This window comes from Chryseobacterium sp. CFS15, assembly GCF_031118795.1.
GTDB lineage: Bacteria > Bacteroidota > Bacteroidia > Flavobacteriales > Weeksellaceae > Chryseobacterium > Chryseobacterium indoltheticum.
On sequence record NZ_JAVHYL010000001.1, the window covers coordinates 533146 to 558625 of the forward strand.

A 25480-nucleotide genomic window follows, 5' to 3' on the forward strand; every position below is an offset into this window, starting at 1 on the left:
ATGTCTTTGTTTACCTTAGAAAAAAAATACATTTCTTATAAACTTGGTCTTTCCTTGCGATAAAAAACGCACTGAAAAACAAAGAATTATAAATAAATACTCAGATTAAGCTAAACAAAGCCGTTTCACTTATTTCGAAAGACAATGATTCAAAATACACAACGTGTTTTTAATCTATAAAAGAATCTGGAAAACTTCAGAAATCTACTTATTATGAATTTCAAAATTTAGTAATCAGAATTGGCTATAAAATTTTCATATTCGTAAAAATTAGTTTAGATTTGAGACATGCGTAGAATATTGGTCTACATCCGAAAAGGCCTTAAAAAATCTTTCGATAACATCCGAAACGAACAGCTGAAACATAATTTGCTTCAGGCAATTCCTTTTTGGATAGGCTCGGTGATCACTGGTTTTTTTGCGGTCATGTATGCTAAAATATTTGCTTGGGGAGAAAATCTGCTTCATTTTATTTTAGAATGGCACGACTGGATGATTTTTATTATCGCTCCCATCGGATTTGTATTATCGTGGTGGTTGGTGAAAGAATTTGCACCCAATGCCAAAGGAAGCGGCATCCCACAGGTAATGGCCGCTGTAGAATTGGCAAATCCTAAGGAACATACGAAAATAAGAAGTCTTTTAAGTATAAAAATTATAGTATTTAAAATCATTTCTTCCGTTATTTTGGTTATTGGAGGCGGAGCTGTTGGTCGAGAAGGACCGACGATACAGATTGCTGGCTCTATTTTCAGAAAAGTGAATGAATATCTTCCGGAATGGTGGCCAAAAATATCTAAAAAAAACATGATCATGACCGGTGCTGCAGCCGGATTGGCAGCTGCATTCAACACGCCTCTTGGTGGAATCGTATTTGCGGTCGAAGAATTGTCCAAAACACACATCAATTACTTTAAAACAGCGCTTTTCACGGCAGTTATCATCGCAGGTTTAACCGCGCAGACTTTAGCAGGTTCTTATTTATATTTAGGCTATCCTAAAACTAATGATGTTTCATTAATGGTGATGTTTCCTATTATTTTGGTTGCAGGCGTTGCAGGAATTTTGGCGAGCCAGCTTTCAGTAACTATGCTTAGGATAAATGATTGGAAAAAAAGAAAACTGAAAAACGACAGAGCCAATGTACTATTTCTTGTAGGATGCGCTTTAGTCATTGCTTTCATTTCATTTTTTATAAGCCGAGAAGTTTTAGGTTCAGGAAAAGAAATTATGGAACGTGTTCTGTTCACCAGCGACAAACATGAAGATTGGTACGTTCCTTTGCTAAGAATGCTTGGCCCTGCCCTATCTTTTACTTCCGGAGGTGCAGGCGGAATCTTTGCCCCGGCTTTAACGGCGGGTGCAAGTATTGGTTCTGTAATTTCGGGTATAATTCATTTAACTCCTAATGAAACCAACGTTGTAATTCTGGCGGGAATGGTTGCGTTTCTTACCGGAATAACGAGAGCTCCCTTTACTTCTGCCATTATTGTTTTAGAAATGACCGACAGGCATTCTTTGATCTTCCATTTAATGTTGGCTGGAATGGTTTCTTCATTATTTTCAATATTAGTAAGCAGGCATTCTTTATATGATGTCTTGAAGATGAACTTCTTAGCAGAAATTAGGAAAGATTAAAATTTTCTTAAAAATATACCACAAATATCACTTATATTAGAATTGTATTCAATTTTTTATTAACTTGGGAAAGAATACAAAAACTAATTATTATGAAAAGACAATTACTCAATGTAATGCTGTTAGGGTTTCCCGTATTTGGTTTCAGCCAGATATTTCTGGAAAACTTTGATGGAAATGGTCAGGGAATCGCAGCCTGGACTGTACTAAATGTAGATGGATTAACACCTGCAACCTCTGTAAATTTTATAACTAATGGATGGAACCGCATCGACAGAGATGGAGCTAACGGAAGTTTTGGAGGCCCTGCCGGAAATTACGCAGCAATGAGTACCTCATGGTATACACCTGCAGGAACTTCAAATGACTGGCTAATCTCACCAACAATTCCTGTTTCCGGAGCTTCACCTACTTTATACTGGGATGCAAAAGCGCAGGATGCAGATTATCCCGACGGTTACAAAGTAATGCTTGCTCCAAATGCAGGCAACACAGTTGCAGATTTTACAGTTGAACTTTACAGTACTACCGGTGAAAACAGTAACTGGACAAGCAGAGCAGCAAGCTTAACTCCTTACATAGGTCAAAACGTTAGATTTGCTTTTGTAAATAATAGTACAGATAAATTTATGCTGATGGTAGATAACATCAAAGTAGATTTTACCTATGTGGCACCACCGCTTTCTTATTGTGGGCCTCTTTCTTTTGTAGACAGTTTATTTGGTGAAGATGGCGATGAACCAATAACACTGGTAAATTTTGCAGGAATTAATAATACAACTGCTGCCATTGCTTATACAGGAAACAGTCATGAATTTTTTCTTTCACAAACAGCTAATGTTACATCCGGCCAGTCGTATGACATTACTTTAAAAGGGAATACAGGCGGAAACTATGCGAGTAACTTTGCAGTTTTTATTGATTGGAATCAAAACGGAAACCTGAATGATCCTGGAGAAGTTTATGCCGTAACACAAACTATTACCAATTCTACGGGTACAGATGCTCTTCAGGCTGTACACACTATTACGGTGCCTACAACCGCTCTATCGGGCAATACAAGAATGAGAGTTAAGAAAATCTATGGAAGTACAGATCTTACCGATCCTTGTGAAGGCTCAGATTACGGACAGGCAGAAGATTACACGGTAAACGTCACTTCATCTTTATCTGTAAATGATGTTGCTAAAAAAGATTCAAATCTAAAAATATATCCTAATCCTGTTTCTGATGTTTTGAATATTGATTCAGCATCAAAAATAAAATCAGTGAAAATATATGATCTGAGTGGCAAAAATGTGTTAACTGAAGTAGTAAATACAAACAAACCAACGCTTAATGTTTCCAGCTTAATCTCCGGAACATATGTAATAACTGCAGAATCAGAAACCGGTTTGCAGTCTGCAAAAATAATCAAGAAATAATCATTTTTATTTTATGATAAACTAAAAGACCTGTTTTTACGGGTCTTTTTAGTTTTATAAATAATCTGCTGCATATTGCATATTACAAATAGATTTCATATTTTTGCACCTCGAAATAATTAACAAATTCATTTAACATTATGAACAATTACGAAACTGTTTTCATTTTAACTCCCGTTCTATCTGAAGCTCAGGTGGAGGAAGCAGTGAACAAGTATGTAGATCTTTTGAAAGAAAAGAACTGTGAGATTGTCACTAGAGAAAATTGGGGATTAAAAAAATTAGCTTATCCTATTCAACTTAAAAAGAATGGATTCTACACTTTAATCGAGTTTAAAGGTGAAGGAACTGTAGTTGCTGACTTAGAATTGGCATTCAAACGTGACGAAAGAGTAATTCGTTACCTGACTACAAAACTAGACAAGCACGCTATCGAGTACGCTGTAACTAGAAGAACTAAACTTAAAGCTTCAAGAGCTTAATTATTTATTAACCCAAAATTTAAAAAAGACAAGACATGGCAATAGATGATATGGCTAAACAAGCCTCAGCTGGAGGAGAATCTGAAGTAAAATTCCTTACACCACTTGATATCAATACTAAAACTGATAAAAAGTACTGTAGATTCAAAAAATTCGGAATCAAGCACGTTGATTACAAAGATGCTGATTTCTTATTACAATTCGTAAACGAGCAAGGTAAAATTTTACCTAGAAGATACACTGGAACTTCTTTGAAATACCAAAGAAAAGTTTCTTCGGCTATCAAAAGAGCAAGACACCTTGCTATGATGCCTTACGTAGCTGACTTATTGAAATAAGCTAAAAAGAAACAAGAGAAAAGAGAAAAGGTTTTGATCTTTTTCTCTTTTTTTAAGTTGCTGAATAAATAATTTAATTCTAACGATTTTTAGATTGAAGAAAAGAAATAATTTTTAAGACATTGGTCTTTCTTCTTTTTTCTTTGTTCTTTTCTCTAAAACTAAAAAACGGACAACAACAATGAACATTATTCTTAAAAAAGACGTAGAAAACTTAGGTCTTGAATTCGACACAGTAAATGTAAAGCCAGGTTATGCAAGAAACTTCTTGTTACCTCAAGGTTACGCTCTTTTAGCTACTCCTAAAAACATTGCAGCTCTTGAAGCTACTTTGGAAGCTAGAAAAGAAGAAGAAGCTAAATTAATCGCTACAGCAAACGGTGTAGTAGATCAATTGAAGAAAACTTCTATTACTATCCCTGCAAAAGTAGGTTCTGGTGACAAATTATTCGGATCTATCAACAATGCAGATCTTTCTGCTGCTCTTGCTAAAGCTGGAGTTACTGTTGATAAGAAGTATATCAAAATCCCTGGAAACACTATTAAGAGAACTGGTAAAGTAACTGCAAACATCAGATTACACAGAAATGTAGAATACAACTTCGAATTCGACATCGTATCTGACGCACCGGTAGAAGCTCCTAAACCAGCTGCTCCAAAGCCAGTAGCTAAAGTAGAAGAAACTCCTTCTGAAGAAGCATAAGAATTCAAGAGATTTTTCTCTAAAATATAAACCACTTCGTTTGAAGTGGTTTTTTGTTTTTATTATATTTTTTAGAAGCTATTTCCCGCTATCCACTCATACTCCTCACGCCACCCACTCTCCCACACCAAAACCCTCAAACTTCCCCACTCCTTGTTGCGGGGTAACCGTTTCTATCGGGGCTAGGAAATCTGTCTTTCATTCAATATTTGTTATTGCGAGGAGCGTAGTGATGAAGCAATCTCAAAATAAAACGATAAGCAAATTAAAAACTACATCTACTTTGTCATTCCGTAGGAATATAAACTCTCTTTGTAGAGACTGAGTTATGAAAACTATCGCCTAGATCCTTTCAGGATGACAAACTTTTTGAAAATCTTTATTATTTTTTTTAAAGAGATTGCTTCGTCAAGTCATTTCTTGCAATGACACAAAACATCACGCCAAAAATTCTAAAACTCTATAACTCCAATACTCTAAAACACTCCCACCCAAAAACACTCCCACTCAAGTATTCCCTTTCAATTTATGCAGATATTCAGTCGGCGGAATTCCAATTACTTTTTTGAAGATATTACTGAAAGAAGATAGACTGTTGTATCCCACCATCATGGCAATTTCATACATATTATATTTTTCTTCAATCATTAATTCCAGAGAGCGGGTGATCCTCAATGCACGAAGAAAACGAACGTAATTCATCCCTAAAATCTCTTTAAACTTTCTCGATAGCGTTCTTGTGCTCATTCCAAATTCTTTTGCGGTAGATTCAATGGTTAAAGGCTTTTCAAGGTTAGCATGAATGTATTGGGCAACCTTCAATAAAGTTTCATCATTAGGAAAAGGATGCTGAACCGGAAATGACAGTTTTTTATCTCGCTTTTCAGGTAAAATACCTTTTAAAGCTTTAAGGAAATAATAATTAGCACCATCATTCTTTGTGATTTTCCCATCCCAATCTTTTGTATATAAAATCATCTCTCTCAATAAATGACTGACCGAATAAATATTAATTTCATCAAAAAAGCCATCTTCATTTTCCTCTTTTTTAAAATAAAAATTATACAAATCTACTTTCGAGCTTGTAGAAAAAATATAATGCGGTGTTCCAGCGGGAATCCACATGAAGCATCTTGCCGGTAAATACCAGTGTTTCAAATCGGTAAAAACATGCACAATACCGCCTTCAGCATAGACTAATTGTGCAGAACTATGATGATGAATCTCTGTTTTCACATTGCCTGCAAGAACATGATAAATATAAAACTCAGCATCCAATTCTTCAACGGCTCCAAAATGACTGTCATTCATAAAATAAAGGTATGAAAAAAAATCAAATTGGCGTAAATGGACAAATATTTTTCTGTTTTCACAAATCATGTCTTTGTTATCACTGCGTAAATTTGCAGTATCAAAATCAATTTAGCAAAAAACCTTTAATAAATTTATGAAAATGATATTTAACGCACACAGATATCACTGTATGGCGTTGTGCTTATTACTCATAAGCAATCTTTTACACTCACAGATGATCAATTATCAACATCTCAGCTTGCAGCAAGCGGTTGAGATCGGATTAAAACACAATAAAAAAATTCAGATCAGTCATTTGAAAAACGAAATGTCGGAAACCAAAGAAAAAGATCTCAAAATGGAAAAACTTCCGGACATTGAGTTTCATACAAGCTACAATCAGGTTTCAAATCTTTTTCAACATGAAAATGGCGTATTTGGAAAAGCGACAAAGTATGACATCATCAATGGAATGTATGATTTTACGCTTTCGGCTTCCATTCCGGTTTATATGGGTGGAAAAATTAAAAATACAGAGAAAAAAGCAGCCATTGACACTGAAATTTCTTCATTAAAAACACATTTAGACAAAAGACAATTAACGATGGAAATCATCACCGCTTTTCTTCAGATTCATCATTTAAAAGAGCAGCAAGGTTTGATTAATGATAAAATGCACGAAGATTCTGTCAATATTAAACAAGTGAAAGCCTTAAAAGCAAATGGCGTTGTAACAGTAAATGAAGTATTGAGAACCTCGTTACAGCTTTCTAATCATAAAATGAGCTGGACAGAATTGGATAACGATGTACAGATTGCCGAACATAAATTAAAAACTATTCTTTCACTTCCCGAAAATCAGGAAATGCATGTTGATACAGAAGATTTGATTTCGGAGAATGCAGAAATTCCTTACGTGGATGAATTAACAGAAACAGCTTTGCATAAAAACGAATCTGTAGAAATGGCCAACAAAAATCTTTCGCTTAAAGAAATAGATCAAAAAATTACAAAAGCGAATTATTTACCGAAAATAACCGCAGGAGGAGAATATTTTTTAAAATATCCGAACATGATGTTTTTTCCGCCCGAACCTTATGCGTATCGTTTAGGAATGATCGGTGTCAATCTTACTTATCCTATCGAAAGTCTCTATAAAAATAAATACAAAATGCAGGAAGCAAAGGAAAATATTACTCTTGCAAAATTACAGATCGAAGAAAATGAAGAGAACATCAGGCACAGTGTTTACGAAACTTACAAGAAATTTGAAGAAACCGATCAGAAGGTAAAAATTGCAGAAGAAGCCATTAATCAGGCTAAAGAAAACTACAGAATTGTAAGAACAAAATACACCAATAAATTAAGCTTGATTACCGAATTAATTGATGCTGACAATGCTTATTTAGAAGCTCAATCTAATCTAATTTCAGTAAAAATAAATCGTCAGCTAAAATATTACCAACTCCAATACGCGATTGGAAACCTATAAAAACTATGGCACAAAAGCAATTAACAAGAAAGGAAAAAAGAATCAACAAAACGATTACTTTATTGGCGTGGATTCTCATTATAACAGGAATTACCGGAATGCTAAGCTTTTATCTTTTTTCTCGAAAAAATGTGACGACAAACGATGCGCAGATCGAACAATATATAACGCCAGTTTCAAGCAAAGTTTCGGGGTTTATTCAAACGATTATGTTTAATGAAAATCAATTCGTTCACAAAGGAGACACTTTAATTATAATTGATAATCGTGAATTTGTAAACCAAGTGAAAATGGCTGAAGCCAGCCTTAATGCCAATTCAAAAAATATTAATACCATCGAAAGCGGAGTAAAAACCAAAGCGAGCGATACTAAAATCATCGATGCTAAAATTGCTTCCGCCAAAATAGACATCTGGAGAACCGAACAGGATTTTAAAAGATATAAAAACTTAGTTTCAGAAGATGCCGCAACTGAACAACAGTTTGAAAATGCCAAAGCTTCTTATGAGCAGGCAAAAGCAAACCTTTTAGCTTTAGAACAGCAGAAAAATGCAGTGAAAGCCAGCGTAAATGAACAGGAAACAAAAGTTGCTCCGGTAAAAAGTCAGATTCAGCAAAGCTCAGCAAGTTTGAACAATGCTAAGCTTTTTCTTTCTTATACAGTAGTGACAGCTCCTTACGACGGTTGGGTTGGTAAGAAAACCATCCAGGAAGGTCAGTTGATTAAAGAAGGTCAGGCTTTGGTTCAAATTGTAAGCAAAGAAAAATGGATTATTGCCAATTATAAAGAAACTCAGTTGGGGCAGATCAACCAAAATAAAGAAGTTATCATCACAGCAGACGCTTATCCTGACGTAGAATTTAAAGGAAAAATAGTTTCGGTTTCTCCAGCTTCAGGTTCTCAGTTTTCTTTAATAAAACCTGATAATGCAACAGGAAATTTTGTGAAAATAGAACAAAGATTTCCGGTGAAAATTATTCTTAACAATCATCAAAACAACGAAAAACTACTTTCCGGAATGAATGTTCTGGTGAGTGCTAAAAAGATATAGAGTTTGAGGGTGGGAGTGTTTTAGAGTTTTTAGAGTTTTAGAGTTTTAGAGTTTTAGAATAAAAATATTCGGCTCGCAATTTTCAAATTATCTCATTGTCAAATTTTCAAATTACAATATTTTAGCGAAAAGACAGAATCGCAAGTTTGCCATCTTACCTTTACTTTTACACCGTTGCCCTTTTGTCTTTTCGCATTTTGTTTCAAAAAAAACATGCAACACAATACAATTTATCATAGATGGGTGCCGCAATGGCTGAAGATTCCTCTTTTGGTTTTAGCGCTGTTTCCTCACCTGATGTTGTTGTCGATATTACATTCTAATAGCGCCTTCACATCTTCTTTTATGGATGTAGATTCAGACGATATTCAATATTTAATGATTTTAATGTACGGAACATTTGTGGTTACACTTTTAGTAATACAGCGGTTTATGGCGTATTTCAGTGTGAAATATTATGTACTTTTAATGTCTTCCATTTCGGTCATCATACTCTACTTATTATCGGTTACCAATAATTATTATGCTATTTTGGTAATCAGGTTTTTGGAAGGAATTTTCGGAGTATTGGAAGGTGCTATTTTTTTACCGCTAATTATCGCCGAATTAAAAACCAGACACGCCAAAATCATCGCCTATCTTTTCATGTATTCCATCATGTTGACGGGCGGAACGATTACGACTTCTTTATTAAAATCTAGCATTGAAGATTACGATTTTCAGCATATGATTCTAATGATGGTTTATTTTCATGTTTTTATTTTAGTTATCGGAATTGCTATTTTTAACAGAAACAGGTTTTTCCCAAAAAAACCTTTGTATCAGTTAGATATCACAAGTTGGTTTCTACTTTGGACTTGTTTACAATCGGGAGGTTATGCTATTATCTACGGGAAAAGACTGATGTGGTTTGAATCTGACATCATTATTGTAAGTTTTTTCATCTTTCTGATTTCGGGAGGTTTATTTATGTTAAAACAGAGAAATTCTAAGCGTCCACTTTTTCATTTTGAAGTTTTTAGTTCTAAAAATGTGATCGTCGGAATGTTATTGTTTTTTATTTTTTATTTGATTCGTTCAGGTTTAAATAATGTCTACGCCATCATGGCAACCGTCTGGAAATGGCCTTGGGATTATATCGTCGATATACAATATTGGAATGTTGCCGGAACACTTATTGGTGTATTTTTATCAGGAATTTGTTTAACTAAAGGTGTTTCCTCAAGAATTGTTTTTTTTACCGGATTTATTTTATTGGCGGTTGATTGCGCCTGGTTTACTTATACATTTTATCCAGACACTACCCTTTCAACGATTTGTCCGCCTTTATTTTTGCAAGGAATTGCGCAGGGTTTATTATTTACGCCTTTGGTTTTCTTTTTAATTTCAGGAATGCCGGAAGATTATGTTGCCAATGCCACTGCTTTAGGAACTACAACCCGTTTCTGGACAACTGCGATCGGTTACGCTTTAATGCAGAATTTAATGCTTTTTTTAACGTTAAAACATTCCGATGCTTTAAGTTCTCAATTTACTGATACAAATCCGATTTTTTCCTCGCAATGGAACCAACTTTTTGGATCAAATATCACGCAACTTCCCATAAATGAATCTTTATCCCTAACCGCGGGAGCTTTTAAAGCTAAAATAAATGCGCAGGCAATATTGTTGTCTAATATGGAGATTTTTACCGGATTATTTTGGTTAGCTTTAATAACAGCATTTGTGGTTTTACTGTATCATCCGGTAAGGATTGCCGTCAGAAATATTATGTAAAATTTTTAGGCAGAAAATTTGCTATCATTCATGAAATTGATTTATGGAAATTCAGGAAATCGTCTCAAAACAGAAAGCATTTTTTAAAACACAGCAAACGAAAAATATCAGGTTCAGAAAAATGTATCTTGAAAAACTTCGGGATGTGATTTTACAAAATGAAAATCTTTTATACGAAGCTATTTACAAAGATTTTGGAAAGTCAAAATTTGATACATTTACCACAGAAATTTCCTTTATTTTAAATGATATTAAGTATTATCTAAAGAATTTAAAGTCGCTTTCAAAACCTAAAAAAGTACGCACAAATCTTGTTAATCAGATTGGAAAAAGTAGAATTCATTCCGAACCTTTAGGAAATATTTTAGTGATCGGCGCATGGAATTATCCCTATCAACTTTCATTATCTCCAATCGTTGCAGCTTTGGCAGCCGGAAACTGCTGTATTTTAAAGCCAAGCGAAATTGCCGAAAATACAATGAAAGTGATGGTAAAAATCATCAATGACAATTTTCCACCAGAATATTTATTCGCTTACGAAGGCGGAATTGATGAAACAACAGAACTTTTAAAGCTGAAATTTGATAAAATATTTTTCACAGGAAGTACGAAAGTAGGAAATATCGTTTACAAAGCTGCTGCAGAAAATTTAACCCCGGTTGTTTTAGAATTAGGAGGGAAATCTCCGGCAATTATTACAAAAGACGCCAATCTTGAAGTGGCAGCTAAACGAATTGTTTGGGGCAAGTTTTTAAATGCCGGACAAACCTGCGTCGCTCCGGACTACTTATTGATCGAAGAATCTGTACAGGAGCAGTTTTTAGAAATGCTAAGAAAAAATATTCAGCAATTTAAATATGAACCTGAATCTGAACATTACACAAAAATCATCAATAAAAAGAATTTTGAACGGTTAATTAAATTGGTCAATCAGGACAAGATTTATTTTGGAGGAGAATATGTTGAAGAAAAATTATACATAGAACCAACGATTCTAACAAATATTAATTGGAAAGATGACGTGATGCAGGAAGAAATTTTTGGGCCGATTTTACCTGTAATTTCTTTCACTAATTTCAATTTAATTTTAAATGAAATTATAGAATTGGAAAAGCCTTTAGCTGTATATCTATTTACAAATAATGCTGAAGAAAAAGAAAACTTCACGAATAAACTTTCTTTTGGAGGCGGCTGTATTAATGATGTAATGATGCATTTAGGAAATGAAAACCTTCCGTTTGGAGGTGTTGGGAACTCCGGAATCGGAAATTATCACGGAAAATTTGGTTTTGAAACTTTTTCACATCAAAAAGCCGTTCTACAACGAGCAACCTGGGGCGAACCAGACATAAAATATCCGCCTTATTCCGAGAAAAAACTAGGCTGGATTAAAAGATTTATGTAAAACAAAAACCGGGAAAATTTTCCCGGTTTTACTTTTTATGACTTTGGAGCCCACTGATTGAAAAATTCTTTTGTTTTTTCTAAACTGTATCCTTTTCCTTCTTCCAAAACATCACTTTGCTGGATGTGAATCATTTTACCATTTTTATCTAAAACAATAAAAACAGGATAACCAAATTTCTCTCCAGGATTTCCATACTGACTAAAAACTTTTTCGTTTTTATTATCCGGAGAATAATTTAAGTGATAATAAAGATAATTTTTATCAACCATTTTCTTCAATTCCGGAGTTGTCTGTACATATTGATTGAATCTCAAACACCAAATACACCAGTTTCCACCCGCCTGAATCATAATGTTTTTTCCTTCTTTCTTAGCCTGAGCTACCAGTTTATTAATATCCGCTTGTGCATCCGCTTTAGGATCGTAAGGCTTAGGCAGCTTTGCTTTTTCTTCTGCCGCAGCTTTTTTCTTCGCTTCCAGTTCTGCTGCACCACTTTTTACCAACAAAGCTTTATCGCTTGAATTTTTAACTTTTGTTGGTTTTTCAATCTTCTGAGCCCAAGCCAAAGTGCTTAAAGCTAGAAGAGCTACTAACGACATTTTTTTCATACTTTAAAAATAAAAATAATAGTTATTACCAGCAAAAATGAAACCATATTTTTTTTATCACTAAATTTGCATACTTTATGAATTTTCTGATAAAAATACTTTTCCTGATTTCTAAGATGCCGCTTAAAATATTATATATTTTTTCGGATATTATCTTCTTTTTAAATTTCTATTTTGTCGGCTACAGAAAGAAGATTATTACACAAAATTTAAAAAATTCTTTTCCTGAAAAAACAGAAGCGGAAATTAAAGAAATAAGAAAAAAATTCTATCTCAATTTCTCAGATTATTTGGCTGAGACCGTAAAGTCATTCAGTATTTCTGAAACTGAAACACGTGTCAGAATGCAGCATATCAATCAGCATTTATTTCACGAGGCTAAAGCTGAAGGTAAAAATATCATTCTCATGGCGGGACACGTTTTTAACTGGGAATGGATGAATGCTTTGGCAACACTGACTCCACAAAAAAACTCACATCCGGTTTACAGAAAGGTAAACAGCAGCTTTTGGGAAGATCAGATGAAGAAAGTCAGAAACAAGTTCGGAAACGAAGCTTTAGAGGCTAATGAAGTTATTTTAAATATTTTCAGGAACCAAAATGACGGTGAATCTATTTATATGTTTGTAGCAGATCAGACTCCGCATGTTGCTCACGTCAATTATGGTTTAAAATTTTTAAACCAGCGAACTCCTGCTTTTATCGGTTATGATAAACTGGCAACAAGAATGGATCTGATTTTTATTTATTGTGAAATGAAGAAGGTAAAAAGAGGTTTTTATCAGGTTAATTATCACAGAATTTATCCGGATGGAGAAAAGTTTGTAAAAAATGAAGTCGTAAGAAAATTTCATCAGTTACTTGAAAATACGATCAGAAAAAATCCCGACAATTATCTTTGGTCACACAGAAAGTGGAAATATCAGGATTCTATTAAAACTTATGATGGTGAATAAATGACAGAAAATTCTAAAAATATAGCCGTAGTTATTTTAAACTGGAACGGTAAAAACTGGCTTCAAAAATTTCTTCCAAATGTTATCCGCTTTTCTCAAGAAGCTGAAATTTACGTTATCGATAATGATTCAACAGATGATTCTATTGATTTTTTAAAACAAAACTTTCCTACTGTAAAAATTGTAATTAATGATAAAAATTATGGTTTTGCCGGAGGTTATAATGAAGGGTTAAAAAAAATAAATGCAGAATATTATTGTCTTCTGAATTCTGATGTGGAAGTTACAGAAAACTGGATCGAACCTGTTTTAGATTTATTTAAAAAAGATAAATCAATTGCTGCAATTCAGCCTAAAATTTTGTCTTTTAACAATAAAAATTATTTTGAATTTGCCGGAGCTGCAGGTGGTTTGATCGATAATTTGGGGTATCCGTATTGCAGAGGAAGAGTTTTTGATGATTTGGAAGAAGATAAAGGGCAATACAATGACGAAACAGAAATTTTCTGGGCTTCAGGATGTTGCTTCTTCATAAGATCAAAAGATTTCTGGGAGCAGAATGGTTTTGATGAAAGATTTTTTGCACATCAGGAAGAGATCGATCTTTGCTGGAGATTGATTAACTCCGGCAAGAAAATATTTTATACCGGAAAATCACAAGTTTACCATGTGGGAGGCGGAACTTTAAATAAACAGAGCGCTCAAAAAACTTTTCTTAACATTAGAAATAACCTTTCGATGATGGTGAAAAATCTCCCTTTTCCTCAATTGATTTGGGTTATATTTATAAGAATGCTCTTAGATGGAGTTGCTTCTCTATATTTTGCCTATAAGTACGGATTCTCACATCTTTGGGCTGTTGGAAGAGGACATTTTGGGTTTTACAGGCAGCTTCCCGGAACACTTAAACTTCGTCAAAAACACCAAAAATCAAAGTTTTACCAAACGAAATGGCTTATTTTCAAGCATTTTTTAAGTAAATAATTCGTAACTTATAATTTATAAATTATTACAATGGATTTCTGCGCATTAGATTTTGAAACCGCCACTCACGAGAGACATTCTGCTTGTGAATTGGGAATATGTATTGTTCAGGATTCTAAAATTGTGGAAACTAAAACGTGGCTTATAAAACCGCCAAGCTTTCCGTATTTTCATCAGAGAAATATTGATGTGCATGGCATTTTACCAAGTGATGTAAAAAATGCACCGAGATTTGATGATATCTGGTACGAAGTACAGGAAATGATGTACGGTACATTGATGATTGCGCATAATGCGAGTTTTGATGCAGGAGTTTTGAAAGGATGCCTTGATTATTATGGGATGTTTACCCCAAAATTAAATTATCTCTGCAGTATTCAGTTAGCTAAAAAATCATGGAATTATCTTCCAAAATATGGTTTAAAACATCTTGCAGAATATCATAATATTCAATTTAAACATCACAGAGCCGGAGATGATGCAGAAGCTTGTGCCAGAATTTCGCTTTTAGCTTTTGAGAAGCTTTTTATTACAAGTAACGATGAAGTTTCAGATTTTATGAAGCAGAAAATCAAAATGCTTTAGTCATCAAATTTCCGCTTACAGAATCACTGTCTTCAAAGCATACTTGAGAAAATCTTATCCAAATTAATTGCTTAAAACCTGAGATAAAAGATTAAATTTGGGAATATCAATTTCAAATTGCTCTTTGGTATCTGAGTTTTCGACCAAGTATTTCCCACTCATATTGCCAACGCCTGAACGCAGCATTACATTAGAAAAATATGCAAAATTATCCCCGATTTCCACATCCGGAGTCAGACCTATTACACCGTCACCGACAACTTCTGTAAACCCAAATCCTACATCGAAAATAAGCCATTTTCTTTTGAGAACCTTAATCGGGAAGTCACCATCGTTTTCTATGACGATATTATATTTAAAAACATAACGGTTTTCTGAAGGATAAGAATTCTTGCTATCATATTCAGGATCTACCGAAACCTTGATATTAGAAGTAATTTTAGAAAACATTTCATTCAATTTAAAACATTAAATACAAAAATCTCGCCTTTTTTGAAGGCGAGATTGTAGATATATATCTATTTAAAAAAATATTATAATCCTAAGCCTTTTCTTTCGTCTCCACCCAATAGAATTTCTACCGGATTGTCGATCCCTTCTTTTACCGCAACAAGGAATCCTACAGATTCTTTACCGTCGATAATTCTGTGGTCATAAGACATTGCAACATACATCATTGGACGAATAACAACCTGCCCGTCAACCGCAACCGGTCTCTGGATAATGTTGTGCATTCCTAAAATTGCAGATTGTGGCGGGTTGATAATTGGCGTAGACAACATAGACCCGAAAGTACCACCGTTTGTAATCGTGAAAGTACCACCAGTCATCTCGTCAACCGTAATTTTACCGTCTCTTACTTTGATAGCCAAATCTTTGATGTTTGCTTCAACACTGCTGAAAGACATATTCTCTGCATTTCTCAATACCGGAACCATCAATCCTTTAGGACCTGAAACGGCAATTGAAATATCGCAGAAATCATAGTTTATTTTGAAATCTCCGTCAATTGATGCATTCACATCAGGATACATTTGCAATGCTCTAGTAACCGCTTTTGTAAAGAAAGACATGAAACCAAGTCCTACTCCGTGTTTCTGAGCAAATTCTTCTTTATATTGCTTTCTTAATCTGAAAATCTCAGACATATCAACCTCATTGAAAGTCGTCAACATTGCAGTTTCGTTCTTTACAGAAACTAATCTCTGAGCGATCTTTCTTCTAAGAACTGAAAGTTTAGTTGTTGTAGTAGATCTAGCACCTGTAGCTGTTAAAGAGCTTCCTCCCATTGCCGGAACAGCAGCTAATTCAGCATCAGATTTAGAGATTCTTCCGTCTCTTCCAGAACCTGAAACCTGAGCAGCATCAATTCCTTTTTCGTCAAGAATTTTCTTGGCAGCCGGAGAAGGAGTACCTGTAGCATAAGATTGAGGAGCAGCCGGAGCTGGTTTTGGAGCTTCAGCTTTCGCAGGTTCAGCAGCTTTAGGCGCTTCTTCCTGTTTTGGAGCTTCAGCAGCTGGAGCAGCACCTTCTGGTTTAGCAGCATCCATATCAATTAAACAAACAACCTGACCTACTTGTACTACATCACCTTCTTCTGCTTTTAAAGTGATAATACCACTCTCTTCTGCAGGTAATTCTAAAGTTGCCTTGTCTGAATCTACTTCAGCGATTGGTTGATCTTTTTGTACATAATCACCATCTTTTACAAGCCAAGTTGCAATTTCAACTTCTGTAATTGATTCTCCCGGTGAAGGAACTTTCATTTCTAAAATTGACATATCGTATTTTTTATTTTTTTAATTGATATTAAGTTTTTTTAGACTAGAAGAGTAAAGACAATAGATAAAAGACTTTTAAAACCTAATTTCTAACCTCTAATTTCTAACTTCTAATTTTTTATTAAGCTGTTACCGGTCTTTTAGCCGGAGCATCATCTCTGTCGAATACTCTGTTGATTACAGCATTTTGGTTTTTCTCAAACATTTTGTGACTTCCCGGAGCCGGAGCACCACTTGGCACCGGCGAAACAACCTGAATTCCTGTATCTCTGAAATTTCTTAAGATATAAGACCAAGCCCCCATATTTTCCGGTTCTTCCTGAGCCCAAACGATTGATTTTTTGTTTGCATATTTAGCAAATACAGCTTCGATAGCGTCATTTTGAAGCGGATATAATTGTTCAAATCTTACTAATGCAACATTTTCACAATTCAGTTCTTCTTTTTTAGCTAATAATTCGAAGTATAATTTACCAGAACACAATACTAATTTTTCTACTTTCGCAGGATCTGCAGTAGGATCATCTAAAATCGGCTGGAATCCTTTATTTGCAAAATCTTCAAGCGGAGAAACCACTTTTGGATGTCTTAATAATGATTTTGGACTCATTACAATTAATGGTTTTCTGAACGACCATTTCAACTGTCTTCTCAACAAGTGGAAATAGTTAGCAGGAGAAGTAATATTCGCTACCACCATATTTTCGTTAGCACAAAGGGTAAGGAATCTTTCCAATCTTGCTGAAGAGTGTTCTGCTCCCTGACCTTCTGAACCGTGAGGCAACAACATTACCAAACCGTCCTGAATTTTCCATTTTTCTTCTGCTGCAGCCAGATATTGGTCAACAATAATCTGAGCTCCGTTTACGAAATCTCCAAACTGTGCTTCCCAAATCGTTAAAGTATTTGGAGATGCCATTGCATACCCATAATCGAATCCTAAAACTCCGTATTCTGAAAGGTGAGAGTTGAAAACATCAAATCTGCTTTCTGAAACTTCTTTTAAAGGAACATATTCTTCTTCTGTATCTTCAGTTTTTACAACAGCGTGTCTGTGAGAGAATGTACCTCTTTCTACATCTTCACCAGAAATTCTTACGTTGTTACCTTCTACGAGAAGAGTAGCATAAGCCAGCCATTCTCCTAAAGCCCAATCTAAAGAGTTTGCTTCAATAGCTTTGATTCTGTTATCAAACAGTCTCGTAATTTTGTTGATGAATTTTTTATCTGCTGGAAGTGTTGACATTTTAATTGCCAATTCTTTCAACTTCGCTAAATCATATTTTGTATCAACGGCATCCTGAACAGCTCCTCTTTTTGCAATCGGGAAATTCGTCCAGTCATCTGCCATGAAAATATCCATCACATTCTTTTCGATTTCTTTAGAAGCATCAAAGTCTTTATCTAAAAGCGCTTTGAATTCTGTTTCCATTTTGGCGATAACATCATTTGAAGTCACGCTGTCTTTCAACAGTTTTTCTTTATAAATCTCTCTTGGGTTAGGATGTTTTGAGATCAGTTTATACAAATTAGGCTGAGTAAATCTTGGCTCATCCCCTTCGTTATGACCATATTTTCTGTATCCTAATAAATCGATATAAACGTCTTTACCAAATTTAGCTCTGAAATCAGCTGCAAAATGCATCGCATGAACTACCGCTTCAGCATCATCTGCATTCACGTGCATTACAGGCGATTCTGTTACTTTTGCAATATCTGTACAATATGTAGAAGATCTCGCATCCATATAATTGGTCGTAAATGACACCTGGTTATTTACAACGATATGAACTGTACCTCCGGTTTTGTACCCTTCCAAAGTCATCATCTGAGCCACTTCATAAGCAATACCCTGACCTGCCAATGCACCATCTCCGTGGATAATGATTGGTAAAACCTTAGAATAATCTTTATACTTATCATCTACTTTTGCACGGCAAATACCTACTACCAAAGCAGCAACAGTTTCTAAGTGAGACGGGTTCGGCGTCAAATTAATGGCAACTTCTTCACCGGAAGCTGTTTTTATTTTTTTGGATGAACCTAAGTGATATTTTACGTCACCTGAGAATACATCTTCTTCAAATTCTTTGCCTTCAAATTCTGAGAAAATCTGCTTGTAAGATTTCCCGAAAATATTTGTAAGAACATTTAATCTTCCTCTGTGAGCCATCCCAAGAACAACCTCATCAACGCCAAGTTGAGAAGATCTTGAGATCAACTGATCCAAAGCTGGAATTAAAGTTTCACCACCTTCAAGTGAGAATCTTTTCTGGCCAACAAATTTTGTGTGAAGATAATTTTCAAACGCAACCGCCTGATTTAATTTCAACAAAATTTCGGTTTTTTCGTTTGCAGAAAGAACCGGGTGGTTTTCGTTCACCTGAAGCCACTGCTTGATAAAATCTTTCTCCTGAACATTGTTGATGTGCATATATTCAACACCGATAGAATCGCAGTAGATGCTTTGCAAATGCGTGATCAAATCCTGTAAAGTTGCAGGACCTTTCATTCCTGTTTCAACTGCGCAGTTGAATTTTGTATTTAAATCTGACTTGTCAAGACCAAAATTTTCAATATCCAAAGTCGGCGTATAATGCCTTCTTTCACGCACCGGATTGGTTTTGGTAAACAAGTGACCTCTCGTTCTGTAAGCTTCAATAAGGTTTACCACCTTAAATTCCTTCTTGATGTGCTCCGGAACTTCACCATTTGAAGCCGCCTGAGAAATCTGCTGTACTGCAGGTGAAGATTTCACCGAATTTTGTACATACTGGATGCTTTCGTCATCACTGTAGTTCTCAATCGCAAAATCAAAGCCTTGAAAAAAGGCTTTCCATGATGGTTCTAAGGAGTCAGGGAATTTTAAGTATTGTTGGTATAAATCCTCAATTAACTGAGAATGAGCTGCGTTTAGGAATGAAAATCTGTCCATTATTACAGTTTATCTATTATTAAATTTTGTTTAACGTATTAATCTTCAAATTTAATAAAAAAAACCGAGTTGGGATAGCCTCAAAACCTTAAAAAAAATATAAAAAAGATAATTGGGAAAAAATCATCTATAAACAGAGAGAGAAAGTTTAAGATTAACATTCTGACCATCTACAGGCGGTTCTATAAAAGTCTGATAAACATCACCATAGCGCATTTCATCTTTCTTTGCTTTTTGTATAAGCTGCTGAATTGCTTTTATTCTCGCCGAATAAGATCCTTTGTAATACATCACATAATTTTCTGTGGGGCTCACAGATCTGAAACTGAAATTATTATCTGCAATTCCTATTTTTTTTGACAATGGAATTCCGAAAAAATAAGACACCTCGTTATCTTTAAAATTGTCGGCATCAGTGATAAGAACAGGGTATCCTACTTCATCATTTTTTTTACCTAAATCCATTGTTACGAAATTATTTATTTTGTTGTAATTCATAACGATGTTTCTGTATAAAGCATCTTTTTTATTGGAAGTACTTACATTCACTCCCAAAATCATTTTTTCTTCTTCTTTTTCAACCATGAGACTGTCATATTTTATCGCAGCCAGCTGATTATCTTTTTCCACTTTGTTGCTTAAAACATTTTTAAGATTAAGCATGCTTTTATCAATATTTTCTGCAAATTTATCTTCCGTCCAAAAATTCTGGGCTCTTGATAAAACCGATAATTTCGGCGTATGAACATACCAGGTAATTTTTGTTTTTTCGGCTGAAACTGCAGTAAATTTCACATCAATCAAAGTAGGATTTTCATCTTCATCTTCAAAAAGCTGATACCTAAGCGTTTTGTTGGGATTTTCATAACGGATAAACATCTCGCCTCCATCTTCACTTTTAGGATCATTGTAGCTGATAGCGCTTCCTTTTCCTTCGTACGGAGAATAGTAATCAATGGCAATACTTTTTGAACTTGAAAAGAAATTATTCCAACGGGTGAAATTCTGTAAATTATTAAACTGATTAAAAACCTTTTCCACAGGATAATCAACCTCTTTTTCTATGGTAAACTCTTTACTTTCATCTACAAAATAGTACATGGAAGCTGCATAAGCACCCACCAACAAAATTATAATAACCGCTATGATTTTGAAAAAACGCATCGCACAAAAGTAATACAAATAAAAAAAGTGACCAATATCTTGATCACTCTTGTTTTTTATTTTTGATGGGTAATGGAGGTTTGATGTTTAACGCTTGATATTCGGCTACAAAAATTTTAAATTAAAAACTAAACTTGAAAATTATTAACTCTCAAAAACATCCAGCTTCCAACATCAAACGTCTAACCCCTTATCCGATATGAGTTCCCGGAGGAAGCATTGCACCTTTTTTCACCACAACAATTCCGTCCTGTACCGAATGTGTTCCGTAATCACCATCCTGAAGATGTTTTCCTCCAATAATTCTTACATTGTCGCCGATGTAGCAGTTTTTATCTAAAATCGCTTTTTCGATATAGCAGTATTTTCCGATTCCCATATTGGGTAAACCTTTTCGGTCGTTATCTACAATCTCTAAGGTATTTTGATAAAAATCGGCTCCCATAATATATGAATTTACAATCGTGCTTCCTTTATCAACTCTTGTACGGTTTCCAATCACAGAATTTTCTATTTTATCTGCCATAATAATACATCCGTCTCCGAATACCGCCTTACTTACATAAGAGCCATTAACTTTAGAAGGTGGAAGCATTCTAGCACGCGTAAAAATAGGTGCTGAAGAAAACAGGTTAAACTGCGGGAAATCGTGGCAAAGATCTAAGTTGGCTTCGTAGAAAGATTCAATTGTTCCTATATCTGTCCAATATCCTTCGTATTGGTAACTAAGTGTTGTATATTTTCCGATAGAATTTGGGATAATATCTTTTCCGAAATCGTCTCCCGCACCATCTTCAAACATTTTTTTAAGAATGCTTTTAGAGAAAATATAAATTCCCATCGATGCTAAGAATTCTTTTCCTTTCACTTTGTTTTCATCTGAAACTTCAGATTGCAGACCGTCAAGCTCATCAAAGCCCGGCTTCTCAACAAATGAAGTAATATTCCCTTCATCATCAGATTTTAAAATTCCAAATCCGGTTGCATCTTTTGCATTAACGGGAATGGTTGCAATTGTAACATCACCACCATTATCAATATGAAAATCGAGCATTTCATTAAAATCCATCTGATACAACTGATCTCCGGAAAGAATAAGAATATACTCATAATCGTACTTCTCAAGATGCTTCATCGATTGGCGAACCGCATCTGCAGTACCCTGAAACCAACTGTCGCTGTCAACATTCTGCTCAGCCGCCAAAATATCTACAAAACCCTGACTAAAAATATCAAAGTGGTAAGAATTTTTGATGTGCGAATTGAGGGAAGCCGAATTAAACTGGGTTAAAACCAATATCTTATTAAGCCCTGAATTAAGACAATTTGAAATCGGAATATCTACCAATCTGTATTTTCCAGCAATAGGAACAGCGGGTTTTGATCTTGTATACGTTAACGGAAAAAGCCTTGTTCCTCTACCTCCTCCCAACACAATGGAAATGACGTTGTGTTTCATAAATATCTGCGTTTTGTTTAATTTTTATATAGTGTTAAATACTTTTCTGCTGATTTCTCCCATGCAAAGTCAAATTTCATATTAGACAAAATCAATTCATCCATTTTCGCTTTGTCTTTGTAAATATTCAAAGCACGGCTCATTGCGTGAATGATATCATCTACCCCTGGGTAAGTAAAATTCAAGCCGGAACCTCCGGTTGTAATATCTTTTACAGTATCTCTCAATCCGCCGGTGTAGCTTACGACAGGAACAGTTCCGTAACGCATCGCATACATCTGATTGAGACCACAAGGTTCAACTCTAGAAGGCATCAACAAAAAATCTGCCGAAGCGTAAATTTTGTGAGAAAGATGTTCTTTATATCCGATATCTGTGGCAAAATTGGAGTATACAGAATCAAGCTCTCTCAACTGTTGTTCTATATAAGCATTACCTGAGCCAAGCACCATAATATTCAACCCTCCAAAACTTTGCTTTATGCTTCTCCAGATTAAATCCGGTAGCAAATCGGCACCTTTTTCTGTAGCAAATCTTCCGATAAATGCAAATAAAGGAAGATCAGGATTTAAGCCATACTCCTTACAAAGTTTAATTTTATTTTTTTTCTTCGTTTTTAAAACGTTTTTAGTGTTAAAATTAAAATCGATCATCGGATCAGTCTGAGGATTCCAGACATCGGTATCGATACCATTGATAATCCCGTATGCTTTAGAAAATTCTTCTCTTACTAAACTTTCAAGACCTCTGAAACTCACAAACAACTCTTCAAGATAACCTTCGGAAACTGTCGTAAAAGCACCGCAGCATTTAATCATACTCGCCAAAGGATTGATAAGGCCATTCCAATCCAGAAGTCCCCATTTGTAGTGATCAAAAGCAGGCATATAGCTTACCATATCCCAACTCATCATTCCCTGATATTCGCCATTGTGAATGGTTCCGACAGTTTTAACGCCTTTCAGAAATTCAAATTCGTAACAGTTTTCTATCATAAAAGGAACCAAACCTGTGTGATAATCATGACAATGCAAAACATCAGGACGTATTTTCATGGCAGACAACCAATGCAGAACGCCATGTTGGAAAGCTAAAAACTGAAAATTTTCATCTGCATATCCGTAAGGATTTTCGCGGTCAAGTAATCCCGGTATTTTCACCATAAACAATTCAAATCCCAATACATCAGTAGTCTCTTTCAACACCTGTACCTGAAGCATATTGGATCCCTGATGAATAAAACCGTCAAAAACTATTTCAAAATCATAATCATACACAAAATGCTTGTTGTACCAAGGCATTACCACTTTTGCATTGACGTCTTTTATTTTATTCTGATATTTTGGTAAAGCACCGACCACATCTGCAAGTCCGCCAACTTTTGCTACGGGATAACATTCTGTACTGAGGTGAAATATTGTCATTTTTTATGTTGTTTAATCCTATTTAATTTATAATTTTTATCTTTTTTCTGTCTTAAAACAATTCCGGAAAGTGGCGGAAGATTGAGACTGATTGATTTTGGACGATTCATCCATTCATCACGATCTTCTCTGAAAATATTCGCATCTACTCCGCTTCCACTATATTTTTCATCATCAGAATTAAGAACCACTTCCCATTGTGTGCCTGAATTTACGCCAACTTTATAATCTAGAACATTAGGCGTAAGATTTAAGATCACCATAAAAACATCATCTCTTTTCTTCCCTTTTCTTAAATAAATATAAACGGAATTATCCTGATCGTTGGCTTCAACCCATTCAAAACCATTTTGGTTAAACTGATTTTCAAAAAGTGCTGTTTCGCTTTTATAAAGATGATTCAAATCTTTCACTAACGTCTGCAAACCTTTATGTACCGGATATTGCAACAAATGCCAATCTAAGCTTTTCTTAAAATTCCATTCGTTGGTTTGCCCGAATTCATCTCCCATAAAAAGCAATTTTGCTCCGGGATGGGTAAACATATAAACATACAAGGCTCTGAGATTGGCAAATTTCTGCCATTCGTCACCTTTCATCTTGTAGATCAAACTGGCTTTTCCATGCACCACTTCATCATGTGAAAGCGGAATCATATAATTTTCATTATACATGTACATCGACGAAAAAGTGAGCTTGTGATGGTGGTTTTTTCTGTCTGCAGGATCTTCTTTAAAATAAAATAAAGTATCGTGCATCCAGCCCATCATCCATTTCATTCCAAATCCTACGCCACCGTCGTGCACAGGTTTTGTAAGCATTGGAAAATCTGAACTTTCTTCGGCAATGGTCATTATATTATCTCCGAATTCTTTATAAACGGCGGTATTAAATTCCTGTAGGAAAGTTTTCGCTTCAAGATTTACGTTTTCACCAAAAATATTAGGTTCCCATTCACCTTCATTTCTTGAGTAATCAAGATGAAGCATAGACGTTACTGCATCTACCCGAAGCCCATCTGCATGATAACGATCGAGCCAGAACACTGCATTTGAGATCAGGAAAGACTTCACTTCATTTCGTCCGTAATTAAAAATATATGATTTCCAATCCGGATGAAACCCTTTTCTGGGATCTTCATGTTCATATAAATAAGAACCGTCAAAACGATGCAAACCATTGGCATCACCCGGAAAATGCGAAGGAACCCAATCTAAAATAACGCCAATATTATTTTTGTGAAGTTCATTGATCAGAAACATTAAATCCTGCGGAGAGCCAAAGCGAGAAGTTGCGGCAAAAAAACCGGTTATCTGATATCCCCAACTCGGATCATACGGATACTCCATTACAGGCATAAATTCTACATGCGTAAAACCCATTTCGGTAATATACGGAACTAATTTGGCGGCTATATCTCTATAATTTAAAAATAATTCAGGATGATCTTCATTTCGTATCCATGACGCTAAATGTATTTCGTAAACAGAAATAGGCGCATCTAAACTATTTTTCTTCCAGCGTTTTTCAAGCCATTCTTTATCTTCCCATTCGTACCAGTTAGTAGAAACCATGGAAGCTGCCTGCAGGTTTTGTTCCCAGCTTAATGCATAAGGATCGCTTTTTTCTAAAATCTGTCCCTGAGCTGTTTCTATCGCATATTTATAAAGTGTACCCCACGAAAGCGCAGGAATAAAACCCTCCCAGATACCGGATTGATCCCATCTGGGAAAAAGTATATGTTCACGGTGATTCCAGTTGTTAAAGTTCCCTATAACAGACACTTTTTTCGCATTCGGAGCCCAAACCGAAAAATAAACCCCCTTTACTCCGTCTTTTTCAACAGAATGTGCACCAAACTTTTCGTAGAGCTTGTAATGTTTACCTTCTTTGAAAAGATATACATCGTGATCCGTAAAAAGGGTGTAGGTTTTTACAAAATTCATCATAATCGGTTTTTGGTCTAAATCATCTACAT

Annotated in this window: 21 protein-coding genes; 12 read left to right on the plus strand and 9 right to left on the minus strand. The window is 35.1% G+C overall.

Annotated features, from left to right (window positions below):
• Positions 1-288: 288 nt before the first annotated feature.
• The 5 genes from OH814_RS02595 to rplI all read left to right on the plus strand — a co-directional run bounded on the left by OH814_RS02595 (position 289) and on the right by rplI (position 4585).
• A complete protein-coding gene (locus OH814_RS02595) occupies positions 289-1638 on the plus strand; it encodes a chloride channel protein (RefSeq protein ID WP_308826966.1) in 1350 nt (449 codons plus the stop codon).
• A 92-nt stretch (positions 1639-1730) separates the two neighbouring features.
• Positions 1731-3062: a T9SS-dependent choice-of-anchor J family protein gene (locus tag OH814_RS02600; RefSeq protein WP_308826967.1), complete on the plus strand. Its 1332-nt coding sequence runs from the start codon at positions 1731-1733 to the stop codon at positions 3060-3062.
• A 140-nt stretch (positions 3063-3202) separates the two neighbouring features.
• Positions 3203-3544, plus strand: a complete 342-nt coding sequence (rpsF, locus tag OH814_RS02605) for a 30S ribosomal protein S6 (protein ID WP_076558797.1) — start codon at positions 3203-3205, stop codon at positions 3542-3544.
• A 35-nt stretch (positions 3545-3579) separates the two neighbouring features.
• Positions 3580-3882, plus strand: a complete 303-nt coding sequence (gene rpsR, locus OH814_RS02610; protein ID WP_034757623.1) for a 30S ribosomal protein S18 — start codon at positions 3580-3582, stop codon at positions 3880-3882.
• 181 nt (positions 3883-4063) lie between these two features.
• Entirely contained in the window at positions 4064-4585 is a 522-nt protein-coding gene (gene rplI, locus OH814_RS02615; RefSeq protein WP_115618855.1) for a 50S ribosomal protein L9, read from the plus strand.
• Positions 4586-5092: 507 nt separating this feature from the next.
• Here the strand turns inward: rplI and OH814_RS02620 are convergent.
• Complete coding sequence (locus OH814_RS02620; RefSeq protein WP_308826968.1) at positions 5093-5896, minus strand: AraC family transcriptional regulator; 804 nt, start codon at positions 5894-5896, stop codon at positions 5093-5095.
• 142 nt (positions 5897-6038) lie between these two features.
• Between OH814_RS02620 and OH814_RS02625 the strand changes: the two genes are divergently transcribed.
• From OH814_RS02625 to OH814_RS02640, 4 genes are all read left to right on the plus strand, one after another.
• Positions 6039-7370 (plus strand): TolC family protein, encoded by a 1332-nt coding sequence (locus OH814_RS02625; RefSeq protein WP_308826969.1) that lies wholly within the window; start codon positions 6039-6041, stop codon positions 7368-7370.
• Positions 7371-7375: 5 nt separating this feature from the next.
• The gene (locus OH814_RS02630) at positions 7376-8422 is read left to right on the plus strand and encodes an HlyD family secretion protein (RefSeq protein WP_308826970.1); all 1047 of its coding nucleotides are present in this window, start codon (positions 7376-7378) and stop codon (positions 8420-8422) included.
• Between the two features lie 213 nt (positions 8423-8635).
• Complete coding sequence (locus OH814_RS02635) at positions 8636-10198, plus strand: hypothetical protein (protein ID WP_308826971.1); 1563 nt, start codon at positions 8636-8638, stop codon at positions 10196-10198.
• A 43-nt stretch (positions 10199-10241) separates the two neighbouring features.
• On the plus strand, positions 10242-11603 hold the full coding sequence (locus OH814_RS02640; protein ID WP_308826972.1) for an aldehyde dehydrogenase: 1362 nt from the start codon (positions 10242-10244) through the stop codon (positions 11601-11603).
• A gap of 35 nt (positions 11604-11638) precedes the next feature.
• On the opposite strand, the gene OH814_RS02645 is transcribed toward OH814_RS02640, so the two are convergent.
• Complete coding sequence (locus tag OH814_RS02645) at positions 11639-12214, minus strand: thioredoxin family protein (protein WP_308826973.1); 576 nt, start codon at positions 12212-12214, stop codon at positions 11639-11641.
• Positions 12215-12291: 77 nt separating this feature from the next.
• On the opposite strand from OH814_RS02645, the gene OH814_RS02650 reads away from it, so the two are divergent.
• From OH814_RS02650 to OH814_RS02660, 3 genes are read left to right on the plus strand one after another with little or no spacing between them, the layout of a single operon-like run.
• Positions 12292-13170 carry a lysophospholipid acyltransferase family protein gene (locus tag OH814_RS02650; protein ID WP_308826974.1) on the plus strand — a complete coding sequence of 293 codons (879 nt, stop codon included), beginning with the start codon at positions 12292-12294 and terminating at the stop codon, positions 13168-13170.
• Positions 13171-14154, plus strand: a complete 984-nt coding sequence (locus OH814_RS02655; protein ID WP_308826975.1) for a glycosyltransferase family 2 protein — start codon at positions 13171-13173, stop codon at positions 14152-14154.
• A 30-nt stretch (positions 14155-14184) separates the two neighbouring features.
• The gene (locus OH814_RS02660) at positions 14185-14739 is read left to right on the plus strand and encodes a 3'-5' exonuclease (protein WP_076559976.1); all 555 of its coding nucleotides are present in this window, start codon (positions 14185-14187) and stop codon (positions 14737-14739) included.
• 63 nt (positions 14740-14802) lie between these two features.
• Here OH814_RS02660 and apaG read toward each other — a convergent pair whose 3' ends face one another.
• The 7 genes from apaG to glgB form a co-directional block, all read right to left on the minus strand.
• Positions 14803-15189 (minus strand): Co2+/Mg2+ efflux protein ApaG, encoded by a 387-nt coding sequence (gene apaG, locus OH814_RS02665; protein WP_076559974.1) that lies wholly within the window; start codon positions 15187-15189, stop codon positions 14803-14805.
• 83 nt (positions 15190-15272) lie between these two features.
• Positions 15273-16520, minus strand: a complete 1248-nt coding sequence (gene odhB / locus OH814_RS02670) for a 2-oxoglutarate dehydrogenase complex dihydrolipoyllysine-residue succinyltransferase (RefSeq protein WP_308826976.1) — start codon at positions 16518-16520, stop codon at positions 15273-15275.
• A gap of 121 nt (positions 16521-16641) precedes the next feature.
• Positions 16642-19455 carry a 2-oxoglutarate dehydrogenase E1 component gene (locus OH814_RS02675; RefSeq protein WP_076559970.1) on the minus strand — a complete coding sequence of 938 codons (2814 nt, stop codon included), beginning with the start codon at positions 19453-19455 and terminating at the stop codon, positions 16642-16644.
• Positions 19456-19578: 123 nt separating this feature from the next.
• Positions 19579-20619 (minus strand): SRPBCC domain-containing protein, encoded by a 1041-nt coding sequence (locus OH814_RS02680; RefSeq protein WP_115618846.1) that lies wholly within the window; start codon positions 20617-20619, stop codon positions 19579-19581.
• A 190-nt stretch (positions 20620-20809) separates the two neighbouring features.
• The gene (locus OH814_RS02685; RefSeq protein ID WP_076559966.1) at positions 20810-22078 is read right to left on the minus strand and encodes a glucose-1-phosphate adenylyltransferase; all 1269 of its coding nucleotides are present in this window, start codon (positions 22076-22078) and stop codon (positions 20810-20812) included.
• 17 nt (positions 22079-22095) lie between these two features.
• Positions 22096-23502 carry a glycogen/starch synthase gene (locus OH814_RS02690; RefSeq protein WP_308826977.1) on the minus strand — a complete coding sequence of 469 codons (1407 nt, stop codon included), beginning with the start codon at positions 23500-23502 and terminating at the stop codon, positions 22096-22098.
• Entirely contained in the window at positions 23499-25448 is a 1950-nt protein-coding gene (glgB, locus tag OH814_RS02695) for a 1,4-alpha-glucan branching protein GlgB (protein WP_308827006.1), read from the minus strand. The genes OH814_RS02690 and glgB overlap by 4 nt, the downstream gene beginning before the upstream one ends.
• Positions 25449-25480 lie beyond the last annotated feature (32 nt).